This is a genomic window from Castellaniella sp., from assembly GCF_034675905.1.
GTDB lineage: Bacteria > Pseudomonadota > Gammaproteobacteria > Burkholderiales > Burkholderiaceae_B > Castellaniella.
Genome location: NZ_JAUCCV010000001.1, coordinates 1 through 22,006, shown reverse-complemented (window position 1 = coordinate 22,006; position 22,006 = coordinate 1). Strand labels below are relative to the sequence as shown.

Below are 22,006 nucleotides of genomic sequence, written 5' to 3'. Positions count from 1 at the left end.
GGCACCCGGTGTCCGGGCAATCAATTGGTTGCGAGCAAGACCTTGCCGTTATGGGCAAGGTGCATCTCTATCCCGAGAATGGCCTGGCCCGAATGGGTTTCAGGCCATTTTTCATAGAGACTGACCATGATCGAATTTTTTCAGACCCTGCATTGGGGCGCGGTATTCCAGATTATCCTGATCGATATTCTGCTGGGGGGCGACAACGCCGTGGTGATCGCCCTGGCGTGCCGCAATCTGCAGCCCAAACAACGCATGCAAGGCATCCTGTGGGGGACCGCCGGGGCCATCATCCTGCGCGTGGTGCTGATCGCCTTTGCGCTGACATTGCTCAGCGTACCCTTCCTGAAGGTGGTCGGCGGTTTGCTGCTGCTGTGGATCGGCGTCAAGCTGTTGCTGCCCGAAGATGATGCGCATGACAAGATCAAGGGCGGGGCGTCGATCCTGGCCGCCGTCAAGACCATCATCATCGCCGACTTTGTGATGAGCCTGGACAATGTCATCGCCATTGCCGGGGCGGCGCAGAACGCTCACGTCGATCATCAGATCGGGCTGGTGGTCTTTGGCCTGTTGGTCAGCGTGCCCATCATCATCTGGGGCAGCACGCTGGTGCTGAAGCTGATCGATCGTTTCCCGACGGTCGTGGTGCTGGGCGCGGGGCTGCTGGGCTGGATTGCCGGCGGCATGCTGATCACCGATGTGTTCGTGGTCGAGCAGTTCGGCGAACCGGCGATGGTCTGGAAGATCACGGCTGAAATCATCGGCGCCTTGCTGGTGGTAGGCCTTGGCCAGTGGCTGGCGCGTCGCAAAAAGCAGACGCCGGCCGCCGTGACCGCGTCGGAATAAACAACCCGGCCCGTGGTCCCGCTGCCTGGCGGGGCCATGAGCGGCGGGCGGGGCGCCGCAGTCTAGGCAGCGCTCATCATCCGGATCACGGCTACTGTGCCGATGCCCAGCAGCGTCATGGCCAGGGACCCCCCCACATGGGTCAGGATGGATGCCGCCAACCAGCCGAATCGTCCTTCTTGCAGCAAGATGGCCAGTTCGGCTGAAAACGTCGAAAACGTCGTCAGGCCGCCGCAGAACCCGGTGATGATGAACAGCCGCAGCTGCGGCGACAGGTGAGGGGATGTGCCAAAGACGGCAATCGCCAGACCGATGATATAGCCGCCCAGCAGATTGGCGGCCAGCGTGCCGGGCGGCAGCAGCGGAAACAGGGCGTTCAAGGTGCGCCCCAGCCACCAGCGCAGAATGGCGCCGGCGGATGCGCCGGCGGCGATGGCGAAGAGCGGGCTGTAGAGGACGGGCATGTGCTGTGATGACCATAAAAAATGCCACAACCCCCCCGCACCCCACGGCCGGATGTTACTGGCGTTTGATCGGGGCTGCAAGGCAGCATTCAGGACGGCGCGCTACACTGGATTCAGTCATTTTCATGAACTGTTTCAGCAGGAGTCCTCATATGCTCAAAGGCAAAAAAGCAGTCGTCACAGGGTCCACCAGCGGTATCGGCCTGGCCATCGCGCAGGAACTGGCCCGTCAGGGGGCCGATCTGGTGATCAACGGATTCGGCGATGCGGCAGCCATCGAACGAGAGCGCGCCGGCCTGGAAAAGGACTTCGGCATCAAGGCCGTTTACCTGAATGCCGATCTGATGGACGCTCAGGCGGCGCGTGATTTCATCACCCAATCGGTCAAGGCGCTGGGCGGCATCGATATCCTGGTCAACAATGCCGGCATCCAGCATACCGATCTGGTCGAGGACTTCCCCGTCGATAAATGGAACGCCATCATTGCGCTGAACCTGTCGGCGGTTTTCCATTGCACGGCGGCGGCGCTGCCGACCATGAAAAAACAGCAGTCCGGGCGCATCATCAATATCGCCTCGGCGCATGGTTTGGTGGCGTCGGTCAACAAGTCCGCCTATGTGGCCGCCAAACATGGGGTCGTGGGTTTGACCAAGGTCACGGCGCTGGAAAACGCCGGCGCCGGCGTCACCTGCAATGCCATCTGCCCGGGTTGGGTGCGCACGCCGCTGGTCGAAAAGCAGATCCAGGCGCTGGCGCAGCAAAAGGGTCTCAGCATCGATGATGCCGCCCGCGATCTCCTGGCGGAAAAGCAGCCCTCGCTGCAGTTCGTGACCCCGCAGCAGCTGGGGCAGGCAGCGGTGTTCATCGCATCGGATGCGGCGGCGCAGATGACCGGCACCACACTGTCCATCGACGGCGGCTGGACGGCCCGCTGATTTCCGACGGTCCGCGCCGGCCGGACCGGTTTCCTGCGGCGATAGCTTATGCTGTCGCCGTTGTCATTTATGTGCAGGAGCTCTTCATGTTGATGGTTTTGTCGCCGGCGAAAAAGCTGGACTATGACTCGCCGGTGCGCACGACGCAGCACACTGCACCGGTCTTTCCCGCCGATACGCGCGAACTGGTGAGCGTCATGCAGACGCTGTCGGCGGGCGATCTGGCCGGCTTGATGGGTTTGTCTGATGCGCTGGCCAGCCTGAACGCAGAGCGTTATGCCGCCTGGGTCGATGCCCCCGATGTCAGCCATGCCCGCCAGGCGGCGCTGGCGTTCAATGGCGACGTCTACGAAGGCCTGCGGGCGGCGGAATTATCCGATGCCCGTCTGACTTGGGCGCAGGGCCATCTGGCGATTCTCAGCGGTCTGTACGGGGTGCTGCGGCCGCTGGATCTGATCCAGCCGCATCGCCTGGAAATGGGCACCCGGCTGAAAACGGCGCGGGGGCATAGCCTGTATGAGTTCTGGGGCGCCCGGATCGCACAGGAACTCAATCGGCGCCTGGATGCCCTGCCGGGTGAACGGGTGCTGCTGAATCTGGCATCCCAGGAATACTTCAAATCCGTGGATCGGAAAGTGCTGCAGGCCCGTGTCATTGAATGCGTTTTTCAGGACGAGAAAAACGGCGTCTGGAAGGTCATCAGCTTTCATGCCAAACGGGCGCGGGGCCTGATGGCGCGCTATGTCATCGATCACGGCACGGACCGGGTGGCGGGTCTGCGAAAATTTGCGGCAGATGGGTATGCATACGCTGACGAGGCATCGACGGCGGATCGGCTGGTGTTCCGGCGCGCGGCTGGGTGACCCTCGCTTTCCTGCCCGCCTGAGCGTATCAGGGATAACCTAGGTTGTTGATGGACTCCGCAGTGCTTATGCTGGCCATAATTATGAATTATTAATTTCCAGAATCTGCACGGGAGACCCCGATGGCGGCCAGAATTGTCCAGAAGATTCTTTACCAGGAAGTAGCGGATCGCCTGAGAGGCATGATCCAGGCCGGAGAGCTGCAGGCTGGCGCCTGGATTGACGAGGTCCGTCTGACGGATGAGCTGGGCATTTCCCGCACGCCCTTGCGGGAAGCCCTGAAAGTGCTGGTAGCCGAAGGCCTGCTGCGCCTGGAGCCGCGCCGGGGATGTTTCGTCAATGAACTGTCGGCCCGCGATCTGGAAAATATTTTTCCCTTGATGGCGTTGCTGGAAGGGCGCTGCGCCTACGAAGCCGCCAGCAAGGTCACGCAGGCCGATCTGCAGCGCCTGGAAATTTTGCATCGCGATCTGCAGCATTTCGCCGAACTGGGTTCCATCGACGACTATTACACGGCCAATGCCCGCATCCACGAAGCTATCCAGACCTTGGCGGACAATCCCTGGCTGTCGGATCTGATCGATAATCTGCGTCAGGTGCTCAGCCTGTCGCGCCATCGCAGCCTCAGCTATCCGGGCCGCGTGCGTGAGTCTTGCGCGGAACATCTGGCGATTTTTGCCGCGCTGAAGGCTCGGGACCCGGAAGGCGCAGACGCCGTCACACGCAAGCATTTGATGCGCCAGCTCGATGCCCTGCAGGCGCTGGCGCGGCAGGAGCCTGCGCCGTCGGATCGCTCGGCGCCCGACCCCGTCCTGTCGGGAGAGTCGTCATGACTGGATCGAATCCTGGGGTCGGCGCGGGCCAGCCCAATCCGGATGCGGACTCGGGCCGCGCCGCCGTCGCGGCGGATGCTGCCGCCCAACCGGTCATGCCCGAGGCTTCTCCCCGATCAGCCGGCTTGCTGGAGCGTTTGAATCGCTGGCTGGATCGGGATCACCTGCCGGATCCCGCCGCCCTGAGGGCGCTCTACGAAGCGACGCTGACCGACAGCGCAGCGAACCGTCTGGCGCGGCAGTGGGCGGAGCGCTATCTGGCGGCTGATGCGGATGAACGCCGCAGCCTGCTGGCAGGCCTGGTGCATGCCGGCATCGGTCTGGAATCGCATGCTGACCTCAGCAGCCGGCTGTTTCGCCGCCTGTATGCCGAAAGCGATCAGCTGGCCCTGATGGTAGAACTGCGGGCGGACATGCTGCGCTGGCGCAATCAGGTGGCGGGCTTGTCGGCGTTGGAACAGGCCCTGGCGGTGTTGTTGTCGAACTGGTTCGATGTGGGCATGCTGGAACTGCACCACATCAATTGGGATTCGCCAGCCTCTCTGCTGGAAAAACTGATCCAGTATGAAGCCGTGCATGAAATCCGTTCCTGGGACGATATGCGCCGCCGGGTGGCCGCCGACCGCCGTTGTTATGCCTTTTTCCACCCGCGGATGAGCAATGTGCCGCTGATTTTCGTCGAAGTGGCCTTGACCGAGCAGATGGCTGCCGACGTGCAGGTGTTGATCGACCCGGGCCGTCCGCTGGCGGATCTGGGCAAGGCCCGCTGGGCGATCTTCTATTCCATTTCCAATACCCAAAGAGGTTTGCGCGGGATCAGTTTCGGCAATTTCCTGCTCAAACGCGTGATCGAGGAATTGCTGTCCGAACTGCCGAAACTCAAATCGTTTGCCACCTTGTCGCCCATGCCGGGGTTTGCCGACTGGCTGGGCAAGCGCAGCGGCGCCGAGATCCAGGAATATCTGGCCGACAAGACCGAGCGGCAGACGGCTGCCCAGGACCCGGAGGCCGGCGCCCGATGGGTCGATCGCTTGCGCGCCGCAACGCCCGGGGCTGGCGCGGAATCCGTGCGCCGGACGGGTCTGAGGCTGGCAGCGCATTACCTGCAGCAACTGCGCGGCGAGGACCCGGTGGATCCGGTGGCCCGTTTCCATCTGGGCAATGGCGCGCGGATCGAGCGGCTGAACTGGTCGGCTGACCGCTCGGCCAAGGGGCTGGAGCAATCCTGCGGCCTGATGGTGAATTACCTGTACGAGCCCGATCAATTGGATGAGAATCGGGCCCGTCTGGCGGCAGGCAAGCCCCGGGTGTCGCGGGGGGTGCAATGGCTATAGCGCAGAATGACAGGGTTGCGGGCTGCATTCGCGTGCAGCGTGCGGCATCGGCCGCGACGGTGTGGATGGACCATCCGGGGCGGATGAACGCCATCACCGTCTCCATGTGGCGCGAGCTGGCGCAGGCGTTCACCGCCTTGTCGGCGGATACTGCATTGCGCTGTGTCGTCGTCCGAGGGGTCGGCGGGCATTTTGCGGCGGGGGCGGACATCCGGGAATTTCCCCGGGAACGCTCCCGTCCTGATCAGGTGCAGGCCTATCACCGCCGCACCATCGCCCCGGCCCTGCAGGCGATCGCCCAATGTCCCCACCCCGTACTGGCCGTCATCGAAGGGGTCTGCGTCGGCGGCGGGCTGGAAATCGCCAGTGTGTGCGATTTGCGCCTGGCGGCGCATGATGCGCGGTTTGGCGCGCCGATAAACCGCTTGGGTTTTCCCATGGCGCCCGATGAAATGCGCGGCTTGCTGGCGCTGGCAGGCCGGGCCGTCACTCTGGAAATTCTCTTGGAAGGGCGGGTGTTTGATGCCGCGGAAGCCTGGTCCAAGGGCCTGTTGACGCGCGTCGTCGAGGCCGCCGATCTGGATGCCGAACAGGCCGCCACGGTGGCCCGCCTGAGTGCGGGTGCGCCACAGGCGGCGCGCTTGAACAAGCGCATGGCGACCCGGCTGAGCGCCGGCGGCCCGCCTCTGACAGAGGCGGAATGGCAGGCATGCTTCAGCTACGCATCCGGGCCCGATCACAGCGAGGGGGTGCAGGCTTTCCTGGACAGGCGCCCCCCGGTTTTCAAAGGAGAATGAAATTGACATCCAATGCCAATCTTTATGTGATTCTGCAGTCGGGCTTCCCGGCGGATCGTCAGACGGTGGCGATCGAAGCGCCGGAACGCACCTATAGTTGGCAGGATATCGATGCCCTGAGCGGCCGGATGGCCAATCTGCTGCGTTCGCTGGACGTGCCGGCGGGTGCGCGCGTGGCGGTTCAGGTGGACAAGTCGCCGGAAGCCCTGATGCTCTATCTGGCCACCTTGCGGGCGGGTCTGGTCTACCTGCCGCTCAATACCGCCTACCACGAGGCCGAAGTCGCCTATTTCCTGGAGGACGCCGAGCCGGTCGTGGTCGTCTGTTCGGACGGCGCCCGCAGCTGGTGCGAACCGCTGGCGCACAGCAAAGGGGCTGTTCGGGTGTTCACCCTGAATGCCGACGGCCAGGGCAGCCTGGTGCAAGCAGCCGCTGGGCAGGATCCCGCATTCGATACGGTGCACAATGCCCCCGATGATCTGGCCGCGATCCTGTATACCTCGGGCACGACGGGCCGCAGCAAAGGGGCCATGCTGACCCACGCGAATCTGGCATCCAATGCCATGACGCTGAAAACCTATTGGGGCTGGCAGGCCGATGATGTCTTGCTGCACATGCTGCCGATCTTCCACGTGCATGGCCTGTTTGTCGCCTCCCACGGCGCGTTGCTGGCGGGCGCGCGCATGATCTGGCTGCCCAAGCTGGACGTTGATCAGGCCCTGCATTATCTGCCGCGCTGCACTCTGATGATGGGAGTGCCGACGTATTACGTGCGTTTGCTGGCCGATGCGCGGTTCGACCGCGCCGCCTGCCGCAATATGCGGCTCTTCATCTCGGGGTCTGCGCCCTTGCTGGTCGATACCTTCCGTGAGTTCCAGGCGCGCAGCGGCATCCCCATCCTGGAACGCTATGGCATGAGCGAGACCGGCATGATCACGTCCAATCCTTATGATCCGGCGCGCGGCGAACGTCTGCCGGGGACGGTCGGGCCGGCCCTGCCGGGGATCACGGTGCGGGTGGTCGATGATGATGATCAGTCCTTGGCCGTGGGCGAACCGGGGCATGTGCAGGTGCGCGGCCCCAACGTATTCGCGGGCTATTGGCGAATGCCGGAAAAGACCCGCCAGGAATTCACCTCGGATGGCTGGTTTCGCACCGGCGACATCGGTGTGCTGGGCGGCACGGGAATTCCCGACGACTATCTGAGCATCGTCGGCCGCAGCAAGGATCTGATCATTACAGGGGGGTACAACGTCTACCCCAAGGAAATCGAGATGGTCATCGACACCATGCCCGGCGTTCAGGAATCCGCCGTGATCGGTATTCCACATGCCGATTTCGGCGAGGCCGTCGTGGCCGTCGTCGTCCCCAGGGCAGGGGCGGCGGTCGATACGGACGCCATGCTGGCCGAGCTGAAGATCGGCCTGGCGAATTTCAAAGTACCCAAACAGATTCATGTGGCTGATGCGCTGCCGCGCAACACCATGGGGAAGGTTCAGAAAAACGTGCTGCGGCAGCAGTACGCGAGCCTGCATTGACGAGAAGGAGGACACGCAGCCGCGCATGACGAAAGCCGCGCCCGACAGAGGACGGCAAGATACATAACGACAATTAGTCATCAGGAGACAAGATCATGATGAAGCGACACATACTTTGCGCCGCGCTGGGGCTGGCACTGGCGGCAGGTTCAGGAACCGCTCTGGCCGAAACCACATTGCGCGCCTCTCACCAATTCCCGGGAGGGCAGGGAGACCCGCGGGATGAAATGGTGCAGATCATCGCTCGCGAGGTCGAAGCCGCCAATGTGGGATTGAAGATCCAGGTCTTTCCCGCCTCTTCCTTGTACAAGGCGACCGAACAGTGGGGCGCACTGACGCGCGGCCAGCTGGATATGGCGGCTTTTCCGCTGGACTATGCCTCGGGCCGGGTGCCGCAGTTCTCGGCCACGCTGATGCCGGGCCTGGTGCGCAATTATGATCATGCGCAGCGCTTGAACCAGTCCAACTTCATGAAGGACATCAAGGCGCTGGTCGAAAAGCAGGGCGCCGTGGTGATTGCCGATGCCTGGCTGGCGGGTGGGTTTGCCTCCAAGAAAAACTGCATCACCAGCCCAGACACGATCAAGGGGCAGGTGATTCGGGCGGCGGGTCCGGCCTTCGAGCAGATGCTGGCTGCCGCCGGGGCGTCGATTTCCTCGATGCCTTCTTCCGAGGTGTATTCGGCCATGCAGACGGGTGTGCTGGATGCCGCCAATACCTCCAACGACAGCTTCGTCTCGTATCGGCTGTACGAACAGGCCAAGTGCCTGACTGCGCCGGGTGATAACGCCCTGTGGTTCATGTACGAGCCGGTGCTGATGTCCAAGAAGGTCTTCGACAATCTGGAACCCAAGCAGCGCGAGGCGATTCTGGCCGCCGCCCAGAAGGCGGAAGACTACTTCACGGCGGAAGCCAAAAGCGGTGAACAGAAAATGCGCGACATCTACACCAAGGCGGGGGTGGAAGTCGTGACGATGACGCCTGATGACTATCAGGCCTGGATGAACATCGCCAAGCATTCATCGTACCGGCAGTTCGCTGAAAAGGTGCCTGGCGGCGACGTCTTGTTGAAAAAGGCGCTGGCTGTTCAGTAAAGGGGTGGCCGGCGCCGGGTACGATTCGGCGCCGGCTCTGCAGCTGAAGCGACGCCGGGAGGTCGCATGAGTCGAATTTTCATACGTTGGATCGAGGCCCTGTCGCGGGCCTGCGGCGTGGCATCCGTGCTGCTGCTGATCTTCGCCATGCTGGTCGTGTGCCAGATGATTCTGATGCGCTATGTCTTTCGGGCGGCCACGATCTGGCAGACCGAAGCCGTCGTGTTCGGGGCGACAGCGGCGATTTTTCTAGGCGCCCCCTATGTGCTGATGACCAAGGGCCATGTGGGCGTGGATTTCATCCAGCTATTGGTGCGGCCGCAAACACGCCGTTGGATGGATCGGGTGGGCGCCTGGTTGGGGCTGGTGTTTTGCAGCGTGATGACGGTCGCAACGGGCCTGCATCTGTTTGAAGCCCTGGAAGGCGGCTGGACGACACCCAGCGTCGCCGCCGTGCCGTTGTGGATGCCGCTGTCGCCGGTTGTCTTCGGTTTCGGCTTGTTGTGCCTGCAGTATGTCGCGGAAATCATCAAACTGAAGGGAGAGCCATCATGACGCCGACGCTGGCAGGAATCAGCATCATTGTGGGCTTATGCCTGATGCTGGCCACAGGGATGCCGATCGCATTCGCTCTGGGGCTGGCGGCCGTGACCAGCCTGTTCCTGGATATGGGGCCGGACGTGATCTATGTGCTGGCTGAAACCATGTTCGCCGGCATCGCCAATCTGGGTTACGTGGCGATTCCCATGTTCGTCCTGATGGGCGCAATCGTGGCGGGAACGCCGGCGGGAGGGGATCTGTATAAAGCCCTGGATCGTTGGCTGTACAAGGTCCCGGGGGGATTGATCCTGTCCAATATCGGGGCGTGCGCCATCTTTTCCGGCATGACGGGGTCCAGCCCCGCGACCTGCGCCGCCATCGGGAAAATGGGGATTCCCGAAATGCTGGGGCGGGGCTACCCGGCATCCGTGGCCACCGGATCGATTGCGGCGGGGGGTACGCTGGGGATTTTGATTCCGCCATCGGTGACGATGATTGTCTACGGCATTTCGACCCAGACGTCGATCGGGCGGCTGTTTCTGGCTGGCGTCATGCCCGGTTTGCTGTTGACGGCGCTGTTCATGGCGTGGGCGCTGTTCGATGCGCGGCGCAAGGGCTTTCGTTTCGGGGCGAACGGCGGACATTATTCCTGGCGCGACAAACTGGAATCGCTGCCGCGTGTGCTGCCGCTGCTGGTCATTATTCTGGGCATGCTGTTCGTACTGTACGGCGGGGTGGCGACGCCTTCGGAAGCCGCCGGCGCCGGCGCCTTGCTGACGCTGGTTGTAGTGGCCGTGGTGTATCGCCTGTTCCGGATGCGCACGTATACCGGCGTGTTCGGTTCGGCTATGCGTGAAAGCGTCATGATCATGATGATCATGGCCTCGGCAGAATTGTTCGCCTTCGCCTTGTCGTCACTGTTCATCACGCAGTCGCTGGCGGCCGCCATTGCGTCGCTGGAGATCAATCGCTGGTTGCTGATGGGGCTGATCAATGTGTTCCTGCTGGTGGCCGGCATGTTTCTGCCGCCGGTCGCCATCATCGTCATGGCGGCGCCGCTGCTGCTGCCCATCATTGTCCAGGCGGGGTTCGATCCCTATTGGTTTGCCGTCATCCTGACCGTCAATATGGAAATCGGCCTGATCACGCCGCCGGTAGGCCTGAACCTGTTCGTGCTGAACGCCATCGCGCCCGATGTCCCGACACGCGAGATCCTGATGGGGGCTGTGCCCTATGTGCTGGTGATGATGGGCGCGATCGTGCTGCTATGTATCTTCCCGCAGGCGGTCACCTGGCTGCCCGATCTGATCATGGGGGCGGCCATCTGAACCCGCTGCGGCGGCCTGCGGCTATTCCGGCAGGTCAGGGGTGCGCGCGGTCCCGGTTTGCTCCAGGGCCTGCATATTGTCCCGGACCTGCCGGGCGGCCAGCACCATCTGCCGCAGGGGATAGGCCAGCGCGGCGTGATCGCCGTCCGTCTCGATCACCTTGGGCGGGTCCGCCGGGCGGCCCGCCAGAAAATCATCCGTCGCCGCCAGCGCCTGGCGAATGCCATCGGGTTCTGCGTCCAGCAAGGCCAACTGGGGAATCACGGCGGCGATCTGCGAGGCCAAGGTGTGATGGTGAATCATCAGGCGGTTGTAGACCGGCACGCGGCGCTGGCGGCGGGCAGGTTCGTCCATCATGCGGTAGAACGCAGCAGTAAAATTGCTGAACGCGATGTGCACGTTCTTGCGGCATAGTTTCCATTGGGTTTCGGCTTCTTGCGGGTCCGTAGCGGCGGCTGGGTCCGCTTGCCGCGTCAGCCGTGCAGCACGCACGAAATCCAGCCCGCTGCACAGGAATGCCTGGTTGGCCGTGCGCAGGGTGTGCGCCAGAGCGTCCAGGGTGTTGCGTTCCCAGGAGGGCAGGATGTAGCTGCAGCCGAGCGCCAGGACGCAGCCGATCAGCGTGTCCGCCAGGCGTTCGCCGACCACGGTATTGGATCCGGGCACCAGGAAGTGAAAGACCAGCAGCACGAACAGCGTGTTGAACACCGCCGACAAGGTGTAGTTCACCTGGATCAGGCTATAGCCCAGCACGCTGCAGACCGCCAGGATCAACAGATACAGTGTGGGGTCCAGCCCTAGATAGAACAGCAGCAGCGCCAGGCCGCAGCCGATCAACGTGCCCGTCAGGCGCCAGCCGTTGCGCTGGCGGGTCAGGGCAAAGCCGGGCTTCATGATGATCAGCACCGTCAGAATGATCCAGTAGCTGTGGCCAGCCATGCCGGGGTCCAGCGTACGGACCATCGGCGCATAGGCCAGCCCCGTGCCGACGGCCATGGATAGCAGGGCGGCGATGGCGACCCGCACGGCGTAGCGGAAGTGGGCGGATTGGCCGTGCAGATTGTCGGTCAAGAGTTCCAGGCGCCATTTCTGGCGGGTCAGGAAGCGGTTCAGGGACCGGTTGGCCTTGGACAGATCGGAGTGCTGCGGCAGCGGGTTGACCGAGTGATCCGCCATGCGGTCGACCTGGCGCGTCATGTTGCGCACACGCCGCAGCACCTGGACCAGCAGGGCGTAGAGTTCCGGGTTGCGCTGGGGCATGCCTTGTTCGCGCAGCTGCTGCAGCTCGAATTCCAGGGCGCGCAGTTCCGCCTTGGCGCTGTTGCGCACCCGGGTGTGGCGGTTGCGGGCGACGTTCAGGGCCAGGCCGGAGACGTTGGCGGCCAGTTTGTGCATGGCGTCGCGCACGAACAGCAGCACGTCACTGTCAGGCAGCGCCTCGCGCAGCGTAGCGTAGTCGGTCGGCGTCGCCACCATGCTGTCGAGCAGGCCGATCATGTCCACGAACAGGTTCAGCAGCCCTTGGCGCTGGCGGTCTGCGCGGGATCGCGTGCCGCGCGGCAGTTCGCGCAGGACCATGTCGCGGGCCGCTTGGTGGGCCTCGGTCATGGCAGCTTGGCGGCGGATCAACTGGCGGTAGTTTTCACCCAGGTCCAGGTGGATGTCGTAAAAACGGGCGCGGGTGGCGATGTAATCGGCCGTGGCGAACAGGGCGACCGATAAGGCCTGCTGTTCTTCACGATGCCACATCATCCTGTGGACGAGGGCGCTGTAGAGCAGATAAAAGGTCCCGCCCAGGAATGAAATCAAGGTGTGCTGCAGCACGTCGGCCTGCGTCAGCGGTGTGCGCAGCGTCAACGTCATGATCAGCAGGCAGGCAAAGCCCAGCAGGCCGCCGTGCTTGCCGTAGACCGTCAGCATGGAAAAAGCGAAGCACAGCGCCGGCACCACCAGCCAGATCGCCAGGGCGTTGCCGGCGGCCAGGCCTGTGATGGCCGTGGTCGCCGAGCCCAGGCACAGGGCGGCGAACATGCCGTTGATGCCGTAGCGGCGAGGGCCGCCGGGCTGGTCCAGGATGGCGACGCAGGCCGCGCCCACCGCCGCCACAAAACCGCCAGCGACCCAGCCGAACAGGCCTGACAGCACCAGAGCGGGCAGCAGCACCCCCGTGGCCTGCCGCAGGCCGCCGAAGAAGTGATGGCTGTAGAAGAATCGCTGCAGTTGTGGCGTGGGTGCGGGCATGCAGCCGGGATCCGAAAAGCCATGCGGATGGCGGTGAAGGCAGTATAGCTTGCAGCCTATGTTGCAACGCGGTAAATTAGCTCTTCTGCCATCCCGCATCGGGGCTGGCTGATGTGGCGAACCGCCGGGTCACACACCCGGTTTTTTTCGTCTGCCGTTTTTATGTCCCAGGATGCGTCACAAGCGTGGTCCGGGGCGTCCATTTCCACCACACTGCGCCAGATGGCGCGAGTGTCTTGTGCCAAGGGGTGCAGACTGGTCCCCCGATGTATCCGGGCAAAGCGGTTCCGTGAATCGCCCAGCGTCGGATTATGTTGCGGATCTCCAGGACTGGCCCGGGCTGCCGATAGGCCGCTTGGTGCATGACGCAGGTTACGAAAGGAATCCATTATGGAACTCAATGGCGCCGACATCGTCGTGCGTTGTCTGATCGAGGAAGGCGTAGACCACGTGTTTGGCTACCCAGGCGGTGCCGTCCTCTACATCTACGACGCGATCTACAAGCAAGACAAATTCCAGCACGTTCTCGTGCGACACGAGCAGGCTGCGGTTCACGCGGCGGATGCTTATTCCCGATCCTCGGACAAAACCGGCGTGTGCCTGGTGACCAGCGGTCCGGGCGTGACCAATGCCGTGACCGGCATCGCCACGGCCTACATGGACTCGATCCCCATGGTCATCGTCAGCGGCCAGGTGCCGACGCACGCCATCGGCCAGGATGCTTTCCAGGAATGCGACACCGTGGGCATCACGCGGCCCTGCGTCAAGCACAACTTCCTGGTGCGCGATGTCAAGGATCTGGCGGAAACCATGCGCCGCGCCTTCTATATTGCGCGCTCCGGCCGCCCCGGCCCGGTGCTGGTGGACATCCCCAAAGACGTGTCCGTGGCGACCTGCAAATACTCGCCCAAGCGCGGTCCGACCCAGCTGCGGTCCTATGCGCCGGTCACGAAAGGCCATCAAGGCCAGATCAAAAAGGCCGTGCAGATGCTGCTGGCCGCCGAGCGCCCCATGATCTATGCAGGCGGCGGGGTCGTGCTGGCCAACGCTGCCGATGAGTTGCGTAAATTGGTGCGCATGACCGGGGCGCCGTGCACCACCACCCTGATGGGGTTGGGGGCTTTGCCGGGCACAGACGAGAAATTCGTGGGCATGCCCGGCATGCACGGCACCTACGAAGCCAATATGTCCATGCAGAATTGCGATGTGCTGCTGGCCATCGGCGCCCGTTTCGATGACCGCGTGATCGGCAATCCCAAACACTTTGCCCAGGTCGCCCACAAGATCATCCACGTGGATATCGACCCTTCGTCGATTTCCAAGCGGGTGCGGGTGGACGTGCCTATCGTGGGCGACGTGCGCGACGTGCTGCAGGATATGCTCGGCCTGTACGCGCAGTCGCTGGCTGAACAAAGCGTGCCTGAAAGCCGCCTGGATGCCTGGTGGAAGCAGATCGAAACCTGGCGCGCACGCAAATGTCTGGACTATGAAAACTCCGACACAGTGATCAAGCCCCAGTACGTGGTGCAGAAACTGTGGGAAGTCACGCGTGGTCAGGCTTTTGTCACGTCCGACGTGGGGCAGCACCAGATGTGGGCGGCCCAGTACTATCCTTTCCCGGAACCCCGCCGCTGGATCAATTCCGGTGGCCTGGGCACCATGGGCGTCGGCCTGCCGTTCGCCATGGGCGTGCAGATGGCCAACCCGGACCGCGACGTCGCCGTGATCACCGGCGAAGGGTCCATCCAGATGAACATCCAGGAACTGTCCACCTGCAATCAGTATCGTCTGACGCCGAAGGTCCTGTGCCTGAATAATCGCTATCTGGGCATGGTGCGTCAGTGGCAGCAGATCGAATACGGCTCGCGCTATTCCGAATCCTATGTGGATGCCTTGCCGGATTTCGTCAAACTGGTCGAAAGCTACGGCCACGTCGGCATGCGCATCGACAAGCCGGCCGACGTCGAGCCGGCGTTGCGCGAGGCCTTCACCAAATACAAGGACCGCCTGGTTTTCATGGATTTCATCACGGATCAGACCGAGAACGTCTGGCCCATGGTCAAGGCTGGCCGTGGGCTGACGGAAATGTTGTTGGGCGCCGAGGATCTGTGAGGGGATAAACCATGAAACACGTGATTTCCGTTTTGCTGGAAAACGAACCCGGCGCTCTGTCGCGGGTGGTGGGGCTGTTTTCGGCGCGCGGCTACAACATCGAAACCCTGACCGTGGCCCCCACCGAGGACGCCACGCTGTCGCGCATGACCATCGTGACGATCGGCTCCGATGAAATTATCGAGCAGATCACCAAGCATCTGAACCGTCTGGTGGACGTGGTCAAGGTCGTGGACCTGTCCGAAGGCCCGCACGTCGAACGGGAGCTGATGCTGATCAAGGTGCGCGCCGTCGGCAAGGAACGCGACGAAATGAAGCGCATGGCGGAAATTTTCCGCGGCCGCATCATCGATGTCACCGACAAGACCTACACCATCGAACTGACCGGCGTGCAGGACAAGATCGCCGCCTTCATCGGTGCGCTGGACCGTAGCGCCATCCTGGAAACCGTCCGTACCGGCGTATCCGGAATAGGTCGCGGCGAACGCGTCCTGAAGTTGTAAGTCTCGTGGGCTCCGCCTCATAGCGGGGCGCCCGGTTGTACCTAACCTCTCATTTCAGAATTAAAGACATTGGAGTTTCCAACATGAAAGTTTTCTACGACAAAGACTGCGACCTGTCCCTGATCAAAGGCAAGCAGGTTGCCATCATCGGTTACGGTTCCCAGGGCCACGCGCACGCCCAGAACCTGCATGATTCCGGCGTGAACGTCACCGTGGGTCTGCGCAAAGGCGGCGCGTCCTGGAAAAAGGCGGAAAACGCCGGTCTGACCGTCAAGGAAGTCGCTGAAGCCGTCAAGGGCGCCGACGTCGTCATGATGCTGCTGCCCGACGAAAACATCGCCGCCGTCTATCGCAACGACATCGCCGCCAATCTGAAGCCGGGCGCCGCACTGGCGTTTGCCCACGGCTTCAACGTGCATTACGGCCAGGTCGTGCCGCGCGCCGACATCGACGTCATCATGATCGCCCCCAAGGCGCCCGGCCACACCGTGCGCAACACCTACACCCAGGGCGGCGGCGTGCCGCACCTGATCGCCGTGCACCAGGACGTATCCGGCAAGGCGCGCGACCTGGCCCTGTCCTATGCCATGGGCAACGGCGGCGGGCGTGCCGGCATCATCGAAACCAACTTCCGCGAAGAAACCGAAACCGACTTGTTCGGCGAACAGGCCGTGCTGTGCGGCGGTACCGTTGAATTGATCAAGGCGGGCTTCGAGACCCTGGTTGATGCTGGCTACGCGCCGGAAATGGCGTATTTCGAGTGCCTGCACGAACTGAAGCTGATCGTGGATCTGATCTATGAAGGCGGCATCGCCAACATGAACTACTCGATCTCCAACAACGCGGAATACGGCGAATATGTCACCGGCCCGCGCGTGGTGACCGACCAAACCCGTGCCGCCATGCGTCAGTGCCTGGCTGACATTCAGTCCGGCGTCTATGCCAAAAACTTCATCCTGGAAAACGCTGCCGGCGCCCCGGAACTGACGTCCCGTCGTCGCATCAATGCCGAATCCCAGATCGAACAGGTCGGCGGCAAGCTGCGCGCCATGATGCCCTGGATCACGGCCAACAAGCTGGTGGACCAGTCCAAGAACTGATGCTTCCCATGCTGTGAATGATCGGGCGCTCTGTCGGAGCGCCCGTTTTCTATCGTTTGCCGCCGGGCATCTCCCCTTTTGGGTTACTCTTGCGCCTACTATGAAAATCCCTGCATATCCTCACCCAGTGATCGCCCGCGAGGGCTGGGGCATTCTGATCGGCGCCGTGCTTGTGGCGCTGCTGGTCAGCGCCTGGTCGCCATGGGTCTCTATCCCGTTCTGGATCTTTGCGCTGTTTGCGCTGCAATTCTTTCGCGACCCCGCCCGCGAGGCGCCCGATGGGGACGGCCTGGTGCTGTGTCCGGCCGATGGCCGTATCGTGTGCGTGGAAGACGCCGTCGATCCCTACGCTGGCGGTCGCCCGGCGCTGAAGATCAGCGTCTTCATGAATGTCTTCAATGTGCATTCGAACCGGGCGCCGGTCGATGGCGCCGTGCAGTCGATCGAATACTTTCCGGGCAAGTTCTTCAACGCGGCGCTGGACAAGGCATCGCTGGAAAATGAACGCAATGCCATGGTGCTGCAGACGCCGGACGGGCAGACCGTCACGGCGGTGCAGGTGGCGGGGCTGGTGGCCAAGCGCATCCTGTGTCATGCGCAGGCCGGGCAGTCCTTGTATGCGGGGCAGCGTTACGGCTTTATCCGCTTCGGTTCTCGGGTAGACGTATACTTGCCCCCAGGGACGCGGCCGCGTGTCGCCATCGGCGACAAGGTCAAGGCCACCAGCACCGTGCTGGCCGAACTCCCCGTCCCCGCCCGCGATGACGAATCCGCAGCCTGAATCCACTATGCCTGACGAAAGACAGCGCCGCCGCAGTATCTATCTGCTGCCCAACGCGTTTACCACTGCCAACCTGTTTGCCGGCTTTTATGCCGTGGTGCAGGCCATGAACCAGAATTTCGAGGTCGCCGCCATTGCGATCTTTCTGGCCATGGTCTTTGACAGCATGGATGGGCGGGTGGCGCGCTTGACCAATACCCAGTCGGCCTTCGGGGAACAATACGATTCCCTGGCCGATATGATTTCCTTTGGCATGGCGCCGGCGCTGGTGATGTACGAATGGTCGCTGCAAGGCCTGGGGCGCTGGGGGTGGCTGGCTGCATTCGTCTATGTGGTCGGCGCGGCCCTGCGCTTGGCGCGCTTCAATGCCAATATCGGCAAAGTCGACAAACAATATTTCCAAGGCCTGCCCAGCCCCGCGGCGGCAGCCCTGGTGGCTGGTTTCGTCTGGCTGTCCGTTGACAATAAGCTGTCGTTGTCCGATGGCCTGATTCCTTGGGCCGCTTTTGTCCTGACGGTATATGCCGGGGTGGCGATGGTGTCCAGCGCGCCGTTTTTCAGCGGCAAGTCCTTTGCCCTGGGGCGTAGCGTCCCGTTCTGGGTCATGCTGGTGGTGGTGGCGGTATTCGTGTTTGTTTCCAGCGATCCCCCGGTGGTGCTGTTCGCGTTGTTTGTTCTCTATAGCCTGTCGGGTTGGCTGATCTGGGTGTGGCGGGTGCGCCGCGCCCGGCGCCTGGGGCTGCGCATGCGCAACGCGGATGCCGACGATCTGTGATTCCGTGACTGCGCCTGGGCCGCATGACGGCGCGGGCGCTCCAAATCCGCTATAATTTTGCCTGCGCCGCGATTTGCGTGGCGCTTTTTTCATCCCACGGCAGTGCGCCTCGGTGCTGCCGCCTGTTCTCGAGGTTATAAATAGCATGTCTGTTGCTGATATCGTCAAGTCCGACATCGTTGCGCAATTCCAGCGCGCTTCCAGCGATACGGGTTCTCCCGAAGTCCAGGTCGCTTTGCTGACCGCCCGGATCAATGAACTGACCGGCCACTTCAAGGCCCACACGAAAGACCATCACTCGCGCCGCGGTCTGCTGCGCATGGTCAGCCGTCGCCGCAAGCTGCTGGACTATCTGAAAGGTCGCAACCCGGATTCCTACCGCGCCCTGATCGAAAAACTCGGTCTGCGCAAATAATGCCCGGGGACTTTGTTCCCCTTGCGCGAGCCGTGCACGCTGCCTTCATGTCCGCAGTGTGCGCGGCTTTTTGTCATGGGTCGCCGATATCGTTTCCGCTTACGGCGGGTTGTGGGCGCGTGCCTGCAGACGGCCCTTTTAATAGGATAAGAAAATGTTCAATAAAGTGAGCAAGTCGTTCCAGTACGGTCAACATACCGTCGTCCTGGAAACCGGCGAAATCGCCCGCCAGGCAGGCGGCGCCGTGCTGGTGTCCGTGGATGACACGGTCGTGCTGGCGACTGTCGTGGCAGCCCGCACGGCCAAGGCCGGCCAGGATTTCTTTCCGCTGACCGTCGATTACGTTGAAAAAACCTATGCCGCCGGCAAGATCCCGGGCGGCTTCTTCAAACGCGAAGGCAAGCCTTCCGAAAAAGAAACCCTGACGTCGCGCCTGATCGACCGTCCGTTGCGTCCGCTGTTTCCGGAAGGCTTCTACAACGACGTCCAGGTCATCATCCACACCCTGTCGGTCAATCCTGAAATCGATCCGGACATCCCGGCGCTGATTGGCGCGTCTGCCGCGCTGGCCATCTCCGGCATTCCCTTCAATGGCCCGGTGGGCGCCGCCCGCGTCGGCTATGTGGACGGCGAATACATCCTGAATCCCAGCACCACGCAGCTGCACGAACAGTCCCAGTTGGATCTGGTCGTGGCCGGCACTGAAGCCGCTGTGCTGATGGTCGAATCCGAAGCCAAGCAATTGCCCGAAGACATTATGCTGGGCGCCGTGGTGTTCGGTCATGAACAAATGCAGGCCTGCATCAACGCCATCCACGAACTGGTGGCCGAGGCCGGCAAGCCCGAGTGGGATTGGCATCCGGCCCCGCGCAACGAGGTCCTGGCGACCGCCGTGCGCAGCGCTGCTTTCGAACCCTTGAAGGCGGTCTATCAGGTCCGCAACAAGCAAGAACGCACGACGCAGCTGCGTCAGGTGTACGCCGACGTCCGGGCCAAGCTGGCCGAACACGCGACTGCCCGCGGCGATGCCGCGCCGGATAGCGTCGAAGTCGAAAATATGCTGTTCGCCCTGGAATCGGAAATCGTCCGTGGCCAGGTCCTGAATGGCGAGCCGCGCATCGACGGTCGCGATACGCGCACCGTGCGCCCGATCAGCATCCGCCTGGGCGTGCTGCCGCGTGCGCACGGTTCGGCGCTGTTCACCCGGGGTGAAACCCAGGCGCTGGTGGTCACGACTCTGGGCACCAAGCAGGACGAACAGATCATCGATTCGATCATGGGCGAATACCGCGATCGTTTCATGCTGCACTACAACATGCCTCCGTTCGCCACCGGCGAAACCGGCCGCTTCGGGGTGCCCAAGCGCCGCGAAATCGGGCACGGCCGTCTGGCCAAGCGGGCCTTGCTGCCCCTGCTGCCTAGCGCCGAGGAATTCCAGTACACCCTGCGTCTGGTCTCGGAAATCACGGAATCGAATGGTTCTTCGTCCATGGCGTCGGTCTGCGGCGGCAGCCTGTCCATGATGGACGCCGGCGTGCCGGTCAAGGATCACGTGGCCGGCGTGGCCATGGGTCTGATCAAGGAAGGCGGCAAGTTCGCCGTCCTGACCGACATCCTGGGTGACGAAGATCACCTGGGCGATATGGATTTCAAGGTGACGGGTACCGTCGCCGGCGTGACCGCCCTGCAGATGGACATCAAGATCCAGGGCATCACCAAGGAAATCATGCAGGTTGCTCTGGCCCAGGCTCGCGAAGGCCGTCTGCACATCCTGGAAAAGATGCGCGCCGCCATCGACGGTTCGCGCACCGAACTGTCCGATTTCGCGCCGCGCATGCTGCGCGTCAAGATCAATCCGGAAAAGATCCGTGACGTCATCGGCAAGGGCGGCGCCACCATCCGCGCGCTGACCGAGGAAACCGGTTGCCAGATCGATATCGGCGACGATGGCACCATCACCATCGCCAGCGCCGACCTGGATCGTGCGCACGAAGCCGAACGCCGCATCAAGGAACTGACCGCCGACGTCGAAATCGGCCAGGAATACCAGGGTACGGTGCAGCGTCTGCTGGACTTCGGCGCCATCGTCCAGGTGCTGCCGGGCCGCGACGGGTTGCTGCATATTTCCGAAATCGCCAACTACCGGATTGCCGACATCAACGACGTGCTGAAGGTCGGCCAGTCGGTGCGTGTCAAGATCCTGGAAGCCGATGACCGTGGTCGTCTGCGTCTGTCGGTGAAGGCTATTGGCGGCATCGAAGCGCAGGGCGGTCCGGCCGCTCCGGCTGCGGCGGAATAACCGCCAGCCGGCCTGGGCAGCGATGGCGCCCAGGCGCTGCTTGAAAAAAGGCGCCCCGCTTTCGCGGGGCGCCTTTTTTTGTCGGCGGCAATCGTGCCGCTGTGTGGCGCTCAGGCCAGCGTCAGGACGATCTTGCCGATCTGTTCGCCGGCGTCCATCATGGCGTGCGCCCGGGATGCCTCGGCCAAGGGGAAAGTGGCATGGATGATGGGGCGGATCGTACCGGCCTCTAGCAGCGGCCAGACGCGTTCGCGCAGGGCCTGTGCAATCGCCGCCTTGAACGCCACCGGGCGAGCCCGCAAAGTAGACCCCGTGACGGTCAGGCGGCGAGCCATGATCTGCCAGCAGTTGACCGAACCATGAGCGCCGCCCAGTTGAGCGATCATCACCAGGCGGCCATCGTCGGCCAGCGCTTTGAGGTTGCGCGGCAGATAATCGCCCGCCACCATGTCCAGAATGACGTCCACTCCGCGTTCGTTCGTCAGGGTGCGGATTTCTTCGACGAAATCCTGAGTGCGATAGTTGATGCCGTGCGTGCAGCCCAGGGCCTCGATCGCCTGCACGCGTTCATTGCTGCCTGCCGTGGCGTAGACGGTATGGCCAAAGGCGTGCGCCAGTGCGATGGCCGTCGTGCCGATGCCGCTGGCGCCGCCATGCACCAGCAGGGTTTCACCTGCTGACAGCCGGCCTCGGTCAAAGACGTTGCTCCAGACCGTGAAATAGGTTTCGGGCAGGGCGGCGGCCTCGATCATGGACAGGCCCTTGGGCACCGGCAGGCATTGGGCAGCCGGCGCGACGCAGTACTGGGCATAGCCGCCGCCCGCCAGCAGGGCGCAGACTTCGTCGCCGACCTTGAATCCGCCCGACTGCGCATCGCCGCCCACGATCCGGCCGGCTACTTCCAGTCCGGGCAGATCGGATGCACCGGCTGGGGGCGGGTAGCTGCCTTGGCGCTGGAAGACGTCAGGCCGGTTGATGCCGGCGGCGCTGACTTCGATCAGGACTTCGCCTGGGCCTGGGACGGGGGTAGGGCGATCCACGAGTTCCAGGACTTCCGGTCCGCCGGGTGTCGTGATTTCGATGGCTTTCATGGGGGCTCCACTGAATAGTCATCCTGAATTATGCGCTACACTTGCGATCTTCATCCCGGAAGCGTGCCAGAGTGGTTGAATGGACCGGTCTTGAAAACCGGCGATGGGGCGACCCAT

Annotated in this window: 20 protein-coding genes; 17 read left to right on the top strand and 3 right to left on the bottom strand. The window is 62.8% G+C overall.

All coding sequences use genetic code 11. The annotated features are described in order from the left end of the window. Positions 1-126 precede the first annotated feature (126 nt). Positions 127-846: a TerC family protein gene (locus VDP79_RS00100; protein WP_323016208.1), complete on the top strand. Its 720-nt coding sequence runs from the start codon at positions 127-129 to the stop codon at positions 844-846. A gap of 62 nt (positions 847-908) precedes the next feature. On the opposite strand, the gene crcB is transcribed toward VDP79_RS00100, so the two are convergent. Next, positions 909-1,310: a fluoride efflux transporter CrcB gene (gene crcB, locus VDP79_RS00095; protein ID WP_323016207.1), complete on the bottom strand. Its 402-nt coding sequence runs from the start codon at positions 1,308-1,310 to the stop codon at positions 909-911. Between the two features lie 152 nt (positions 1,311-1,462). Between crcB and VDP79_RS00090 the strand changes: the two genes are divergently transcribed. The 9 genes from VDP79_RS00090 (at position 1,463) to VDP79_RS00050 (ending at position 10,572) form a co-directional block, all read left to right on the top strand. Then, positions 1,463-2,245, top strand: coding sequence for a 3-hydroxybutyrate dehydrogenase (locus VDP79_RS00090; RefSeq protein WP_323016206.1), 783 nt, complete (start codon positions 1,463-1,465; stop codon positions 2,243-2,245). 86 nt (positions 2,246-2,331) lie between these two features. Then, positions 2,332-3,108, top strand: a complete 777-nt coding sequence (yaaA, locus tag VDP79_RS00085) for a peroxide stress protein YaaA (protein WP_323016205.1) — start codon at positions 2,332-2,334, stop codon at positions 3,106-3,108. Between the two features lie 122 nt (positions 3,109-3,230). Beyond that, a complete protein-coding gene (locus tag VDP79_RS00080; RefSeq protein ID WP_323016204.1) occupies positions 3,231-3,941 on the top strand; it encodes a GntR family transcriptional regulator in 711 nt (236 codons plus the stop codon). After that, a complete protein-coding gene (locus VDP79_RS00075) occupies positions 3,938-5,275 on the top strand; it encodes a malonyl-CoA decarboxylase domain-containing protein (RefSeq protein ID WP_416233019.1) in 1,338 nt (445 codons plus the stop codon). Before VDP79_RS00080 ends, VDP79_RS00075 begins: the two co-directional genes overlap by 4 nt. Then, positions 5,266-6,072: an enoyl-CoA hydratase/isomerase family protein gene (locus VDP79_RS00070; RefSeq protein WP_323016203.1), complete on the top strand. Its 807-nt coding sequence runs from the start codon at positions 5,266-5,268 to the stop codon at positions 6,070-6,072. Before VDP79_RS00075 ends, VDP79_RS00070 begins: the two co-directional genes overlap by 10 nt. Further along, on the top strand, positions 6,069-7,610 hold the full coding sequence (locus tag VDP79_RS00065; RefSeq protein ID WP_323016202.1) for a malonyl-CoA synthase: 1,542 nt from the start codon (positions 6,069-6,071) through the stop codon (positions 7,608-7,610). The genes VDP79_RS00070 and VDP79_RS00065 overlap by 4 nt, the downstream gene beginning before the upstream one ends. A gap of 95 nt (positions 7,611-7,705) precedes the next feature. Continuing rightward, positions 7,706-8,704 (top strand): TRAP transporter substrate-binding protein DctP, encoded by a 999-nt coding sequence (gene dctP, locus VDP79_RS00060; protein ID WP_323016201.1) that lies wholly within the window; start codon positions 7,706-7,708, stop codon positions 8,702-8,704. A gap of 66 nt (positions 8,705-8,770) precedes the next feature. After that, entirely contained in the window at positions 8,771-9,259 is a 489-nt protein-coding gene (locus VDP79_RS00055; RefSeq protein WP_323016200.1) for a TRAP transporter small permease, read from the top strand. Continuing rightward, a complete protein-coding gene (locus VDP79_RS00050; RefSeq protein ID WP_323016199.1) occupies positions 9,256-10,572 on the top strand; it encodes a TRAP transporter large permease in 1,317 nt (438 codons plus the stop codon). The genes VDP79_RS00055 and VDP79_RS00050 overlap by 4 nt, the downstream gene beginning before the upstream one ends. Positions 10,573-10,593: 21 nt before the next feature. Here VDP79_RS00050 and VDP79_RS00045 read toward each other — a convergent pair whose 3' ends face one another. Beyond that, positions 10,594-12,813 (bottom strand): FUSC family protein, encoded by a 2,220-nt coding sequence (locus tag VDP79_RS00045; RefSeq protein WP_323016198.1) that lies wholly within the window; start codon positions 12,811-12,813, stop codon positions 10,594-10,596. Positions 12,814-13,203: 390 nt separating this feature from the next. Between VDP79_RS00045 and VDP79_RS00040 the strand changes: the two genes are divergently transcribed. The 7 genes from VDP79_RS00040 (at position 13,204) to pnp (ending at position 20,798) form a co-directional block, all read left to right on the top strand. Further along, positions 13,204-14,925, top strand: coding sequence for an acetolactate synthase 3 catalytic subunit (locus VDP79_RS00040; protein ID WP_323016197.1), 1,722 nt, complete (start codon positions 13,204-13,206; stop codon positions 14,923-14,925). A gap of 11 nt (positions 14,926-14,936) precedes the next feature. Beyond that, the gene (ilvN, locus tag VDP79_RS00035) at positions 14,937-15,428 is read left to right on the top strand and encodes an acetolactate synthase small subunit (RefSeq protein WP_323016196.1); all 492 of its coding nucleotides are present in this window, start codon (positions 14,937-14,939) and stop codon (positions 15,426-15,428) included. A gap of 83 nt (positions 15,429-15,511) precedes the next feature. Beyond that, positions 15,512-16,528 carry a ketol-acid reductoisomerase gene (ilvC, locus tag VDP79_RS00030; protein WP_323016195.1) on the top strand — a complete coding sequence of 339 codons (1,017 nt, stop codon included), beginning with the start codon at positions 15,512-15,514 and terminating at the stop codon, positions 16,526-16,528. Positions 16,529-16,628: 100 nt separating this feature from the next. Next, positions 16,629-17,309, top strand: coding sequence for a phosphatidylserine decarboxylase (locus VDP79_RS00025; protein WP_323016194.1), 681 nt, complete (start codon positions 16,629-16,631; stop codon positions 17,307-17,309). Continuing rightward, complete coding sequence (pssA, locus tag VDP79_RS00020; RefSeq protein WP_416233018.1) at positions 17,290-18,084, top strand: CDP-diacylglycerol--serine O-phosphatidyltransferase; 795 nt, start codon at positions 17,290-17,292, stop codon at positions 18,082-18,084. Before VDP79_RS00025 ends, pssA begins: the two co-directional genes overlap by 20 nt. A 145-nt stretch (positions 18,085-18,229) precedes the next feature. Then, entirely contained in the window at positions 18,230-18,499 is a 270-nt protein-coding gene (rpsO, locus tag VDP79_RS00015) for a 30S ribosomal protein S15 (RefSeq protein WP_323016192.1), read from the top strand. 154 nt (positions 18,500-18,653) lie between these two features. Further along, a complete protein-coding gene (pnp, locus tag VDP79_RS00010; protein ID WP_323016191.1) occupies positions 18,654-20,798 on the top strand; it encodes a polyribonucleotide nucleotidyltransferase in 2,145 nt (714 codons plus the stop codon). A gap of 110 nt (positions 20,799-20,908) precedes the next feature. Here the strand turns inward: pnp and VDP79_RS00005 are convergent, their stop codons facing one another. Next, positions 20,909-21,889, bottom strand: coding sequence for an NAD(P)H-quinone oxidoreductase (locus VDP79_RS00005; protein ID WP_323016190.1), 981 nt, complete (start codon positions 21,887-21,889; stop codon positions 20,909-20,911). Positions 21,890-22,006: the final 117 nt, after the last annotated feature.